Annotated in this window: 5 protein-coding genes; all 5 read left to right on the top strand. The window is 68.9% G+C overall.

Annotation, left to right across the window (positions count from 1 at the left end):
* Window positions 1-449: diacylglycerol/lipid kinase family protein (locus RWR81_RS12235; protein WP_399498446.1), on the top strand; the 449-nt coding region annotated here is incomplete at its 5' end.
* A gap of 200 nt (window positions 450-649) precedes the next feature.
* Window positions 650-1,969 carry a MurT ligase domain-containing protein gene (locus RWR81_RS12230; RefSeq protein WP_314458006.1) on the top strand — a complete coding sequence of 440 codons (1,320 nt, stop codon included), beginning with the start codon at window positions 650-652 and terminating at the stop codon, window positions 1,967-1,969.
* Complete coding sequence (locus tag RWR81_RS12225) at window positions 1,966-2,721, top strand: glutamine amidotransferase (RefSeq protein ID WP_314458005.1); 756 nt, start codon at window positions 1,966-1,968, stop codon at window positions 2,719-2,721. Before RWR81_RS12230 ends, RWR81_RS12225 begins: the two co-directional genes overlap by 4 nt.
* A 551-nt stretch (window positions 2,722-3,272) precedes the next feature.
* On the top strand, window positions 3,273-3,668 hold the full coding sequence (locus tag RWR81_RS12220; protein WP_314458004.1) for a FeoA family protein: 396 nt from the start codon (window positions 3,273-3,275) through the stop codon (window positions 3,666-3,668).
* Between the two features lie 14 nt (window positions 3,669-3,682).
* Window positions 3,683-5,164, top strand: a 1,482-nt coding sequence (locus tag RWR81_RS12215; protein WP_399498447.1) for a ferrous iron transporter B, incomplete at its 3' end; no start/stop codon positions are given.

The raw sequence follows: 5,164 nt of genomic DNA, 5'->3' as shown, positions 1-5,164 counted from the left end.
TGGAGTCCACCGACTCGGGCCTGAAGAAGGTCATCCGCTCGGGCGCCTACGCGGTCGCCGCCGTCCAGAACGCGATTCCCGACCCCTTCACCGCCACCATCACGCTCGACGACGAGTCCCCCGTGCACCGCCAGATGGTCATGGCGCTCATGGGCAACGTCGGCACCATCACCGCCGGCATGACACTCTTCCCACGGGCGACTCCCACCGATGGCATGGTCGACCTGCTCCTGGCCAGCCCCGACAAGGTCGTGGACTGGGCCCGTCTGGGCGCACAGATCCTCACCGGCCAGGAAATGGAGGGCTTCACCCTCACCCGCGCCAGGAAGGTCCTCATTGAGGCCGACCACCCGGTCCCCTTCGAGCTCGACGGCGACACGGCCGGCTCCACCCGAACCCTGCGGGCCGAGGTCGACCAGGGCGCCCTGCGCATCGTCGTCCCCCAGTGAGCCGGCAGACTCACCTTTTCTTCGCACCTTTCACGTGAGCATCGTGACGCGTCCGTGACCGGCCCGCTGCCCTAGACTGACGCCCAGTCGGTGCCCATATGGGCAACCACGGCGCCTATATGGGGAACCACGGTACCCATATGGGCACCCGCGCTCCGATCGCATTGTCGGTGCGCCCCTCTTCAGTCAGCAGGAGTCCCATGCGTTCTCGTCTTACGGTCGCTCTCGGCCGCACAGCGCGCCTGGCCGCCCGCGTGCGCGGCGGCGGCAGTGGCGGCACCGCCTTCCCCGGCCTGGTCATGGAGCACACCGATCCCGGTTTCCTGGAGCGCACCCTGAGCCGCCTGCCCCACGGCGTCATCGTGGTCTCGGGCACCAACGGCAAGACCACCACCACCAAGATGGTCGTCCAGCTCCTGCGCGAGCAGGGCCTCAAGGTCTTCACCAACCGGACCGGCTCGAACTTCGTGCGCGGCGTGCTCGCCTCCCTGCTCACCGAGGTCGACGCCGCCGGCAACCTGGACGCCGACATCGCGGTCCTCGAGCTCGACGAGGCCCACGCCGTCCACTTCGTGGCCCGGGTCCGCCCGCGCGCCTGCCTCTTGCTCAACGTCATGCGCGACCAGCTCGACCGCTTCGGCGAGATCGACTACACCGCCTCCCTCCTGCACTCCATCGCCAAGGCCACCAGCGACGTCGTCGTCCTCAACGGCGACGACCCGCGCCTGGCCGCCCCCGGCTTCCTCGAAGGCGTCAGCGCCCGCGTCGTCTCCTTCGGCGCCGGCGAGGACCTGCGCTCCCTGTTCCTGTCCGACGACGACCTGCGCACCGGTCTGGTCAGCCCCCGGGCGCCCCAGGACGACGAGCAGGCCCCGGGCCCACGCGTCACCCTGGAGGCCATCAACGGCCAGCGCGCCACCGTGCGCATCGACGGAACCTCCCACGAGGTCGACTTCACCATCCCGGGCGTCCACAACCTGCTCAACGCCTGTGCCGCCCTCGGGGTGGTCCTGGAGGTGCTGGGCGAGGAGGCCGACCTGCCCGGGCTGCTGACCACCCTGGGCACCGTGCAGGCCGCCTTCGGGCGCGGCGAGGTCCTCACCCTGGACGGCCGTCCCGTCCAGCTCTCCCTGGTCAAGAATCCGGCCGGCTTCCGCATGGGCCTGCTCTCGGCGGCCGCCCAGGCGCAGGCAGGCGAGGTCGTGGTCGTGGCCATCAACGACGAGTACGCCGACGGCCGGGACATGTCCTGGCTCTGGGACGTCGACTTCTCGGCCCTGCGCGCCGGCGGGGTCGCTGTCGTCACCGGGGTGCGGGCCTGGGACATGGCGCTGCGGCTGCGCTACGACGACGTCGAGGTCGCCGACGTCGAGCCCGACCTGCGCCGGGCAGTGACCCTCATGCGCCGCACCGCCGCCGACGCCGACCGCCCCATGCGGATCTTCACCACCTACACCGCGATGCTGGCCCTGCGCTCGATCCTGGGCGAGATGACGGACGTTGAGGAGGTCATGTCATGACCGCGCACTACGAGCACACCACCGACGGCCCCGCCCGCGGCCGCCTGCGCCTGCTCCAGCTCTACCCGCGGGACATGAACATCTACGGCGACTGGGGCAACACGCTCGTGCTGGCGCGGCGCGCCCAGTGGCAGGGATACGACGTCGAGCTCCTCTCCTACGACCCGGGCGACGAGCTGCCGAGCGACGTGGACATCCTCGTGGGCGGTGGCGGCCAGGACTCCGGTCAGGACCGCATCAAGGAGGACCTGGTCAAGGTCGGGCCCACCCTCAAGGCCTGGGCTGCCGACGGCGTCCCGATGCTGGTGATCTGCGGCCTCTACCAGCTCTTCGGGCACGGCTTCACCACCGTCAAGGGCCAGGAGATCCCCGGCATCAGCCTCATGGACGCCCACACGGTGGCCGGCGATACGCGCCTCATCGGCAACATCACCCTGGACACCAAGGACTTCGGGGCGGTGGTCGGCTACGAGAACCACTCCGGACTGACCACTCTGGGCCCGGACGCGCGTCCCTTCGGCACGGTGCGCATGGGCGACGGCAACAACGGCAAGGACGCCACCGAGGGCGGGCGCGTCCACCACGTCATCGGCACCTACCTGCACGGCTCCCTGCTGCCCAAGAACCCGGCCGTGGCCGACTGGCTGCTGGCCCGCGCCACCGAGCACTCCGGTGCCGCCTGGGAGCCTGAGCCCCTCGACGACGCCTGGGCCGAGCGCGCCCGCACCGTGGCCATGTCCCGACCCCGCTGAGTCCGGCCGGGCACTCTCATCGCCGACATCACCGACGGCGTCGTCGCGCGTTACTGCGACGACGCCGTTCTTGCACCATACGCACCCCCGGGTTCCACCTCGGAGAATGAGGTGAGTCTCCCCTTTGTTCGAAGGACAACTATATTCTCCGAGTCAATGGAAGCGTTTTAAGAAACCCGGCTCTCCCTTTTTTGCTCCGGCAACCATGACTCTCGTGACAATCATTCTTCGTATCCAGTTTTTTCTAAGGTTCTTTTTATGAAGCACCAAGATCGAGGAGGTCCGTGCCACCCTCACTAGGAACCGGACCGGGGCGCTGAGCAGCAGGAACACGCGCCCGCGGCCTTCAGCTCACGCGGAGCCGCCGCCGCGAGCGATCGCGATCACCGCCATACCTATGGCGAAAGGGGCGCCTCGTCATTCACGAGCAACACCCCGACTTCTTTCACACTAATTTCAGGTGAATTCCCAGCGGAATAGACAAGCATCGCCTTACACTCCCATTGACGAAGAACCTCTTCTTCACCTCTTCTTGTCGAGCCGAGGACATCATGGCTTTCGCTGTTCCACGACACCGCGCCCCCACCGGCACCACTCACTCCCCCGAACCGGACGCCCCCACACTTCCGTTGTCCGACCTCAGTCCCGGGACCAGCGGTCGCATCATCCACCTGCTCGACGACGGCGTCGGCGGGGTCCTCATCAAGCGACTGCGCAACCTGGGGTTTATTCCCGGCAGGATCGCCGCACCGCTGCGTCGTGCCCCCATGGGCGACCCGGTGGTCTACCGGGTCTCCGACTACGAGCTGTGCCTGCGCCGCCACGAGGCCCAGCTCATTCAGGTCGCCACTATCGAGGCCGAGGACCGCATCATCCTCCGCCCCAGGCCCGCCGGGAGGCACGTGGCCCCAGGCGCACCCGACCAGACGGCGGGAGAGACGCTGTGAGCCCCCGCGACACCATGCAGCACGCCTCCGGCCGGACGCACCGCGGCGAGCCCCGCGAGCGCCACCGCCCGGGCACCGACTGCCATGGCGACTCGGCCGGCTCCAGGACACCGGTGGCCGGGTCGCGGCGCATCGCCCTGGCCGGCGCCCCCAACGCCGGCAAGACCTCCATCTACAACGCCCTGACCGGCCTGCACGCCAAGACCGGCAACTACCCGGGCGTCACCGTCCAGCGGTCCCTGGGAACCTGCAAGGTCGAGGGCACCACCCTGACGATCGAGGACCTGCCGGGAGCCTACTCCCTGGACCCGATCAGCCCCGACGAGCAGATCGTCCACGACGTCCTCACCGGGACCTCGACCACTGTCAGCGCACCGGACGCGCTGGTCATCGTCGTCGACGCCACCACGTTGCAGCGGGGGATGAACTTCGTCGCCGAGGCCCTCGCCCTGGACCTGCCCACCTGCCTGGTGGTCACCATGACCGACGAGCTCAGTCGCCGCACGGGCCGCCTCAACGTGGCGGCCCTCGGGCGGGCGCTGGGGATCCCGGCTGTGCGGGTCATCGGGCACCGAGGCATCGGCATGCCCGATCTGCGCGCCCAGCTCGCCCAGGTCGCCACCTGGCAGCGCACTCCCCTGCCGCCGCCCACCGACCCCGATGAGATCACCTCCTGGGCCGACTCGGTGCTCGCAGCCGCCGACTACCAGGCGCCCCAGAGCGACCAGATCACCTCGGCGATCGACAGGGTCCTGCTGCGCCCCGTCCCCGGTACCATCGTGTTCTTCACGATCATGTTCCTCTTCTTCCAGGCGATCTTCACCTGGGCCGAGCCCTTCAAGGGCGCCATCGAGGACGGCTTCGGGGCACTGGGGACGATCGTGCACGGCTGGCTCGATGAGTCCCATCCGCTCATTGCCGGGCTCCTGGGGGACGGCGTCATCGGCGGTGTGGGGGCGGTGCTGACCTTCATCCCCCAGATCGTCATCATGTTCCTCATCATCTCCGTCCTGGAGGGCGTGGGGTACATGTCCCGGGCGGCCTTCCTCATGGACAAGGTCATGAGCATCGCGGGTCTGGAGGGGCGGGCCTTCGTGGCCCTGCTGTCCTCGCTGGCCTGCGCGATCCCCGGGATCATGGCCACCCGCACGCTGCCCTCCACCAAGGACCGGGTGGCCACGATGCTGGGCGCCCCGCTCATGACCTGCTCGGCGCGCCTGCCCGTCTACGTCATCATGATCTCGTTGACGGTTGACGCCGGCGCCAGGATCGGGCCCTTCGGGGCGCGCGGCACCGTCATGTTCGCCCTCTACCTGCTGGGGGCGGTCTCCGCGATGGCGGCGGCCTGGATGGTCAAGCAGCTCACCGACCGCGGCACCATCCTGCTGCCCTTCTACATGGAGATGCCGCCCTACCGGCTGCCCCGCGTACGCACGATCGCCATCATGGTGTGGGACGCCTGCAAGGGCTTCCTGAAGAAGGCCGGCACGATCATC

Source organism: uncultured Actinomyces sp. (assembly GCF_963526355.1).
GTDB lineage: Bacteria > Actinomycetota > Actinomycetes > Actinomycetales > Actinomycetaceae > Actinomyces.
This window is presented reverse-complemented; position numbering and strand designations above follow the sequence as displayed.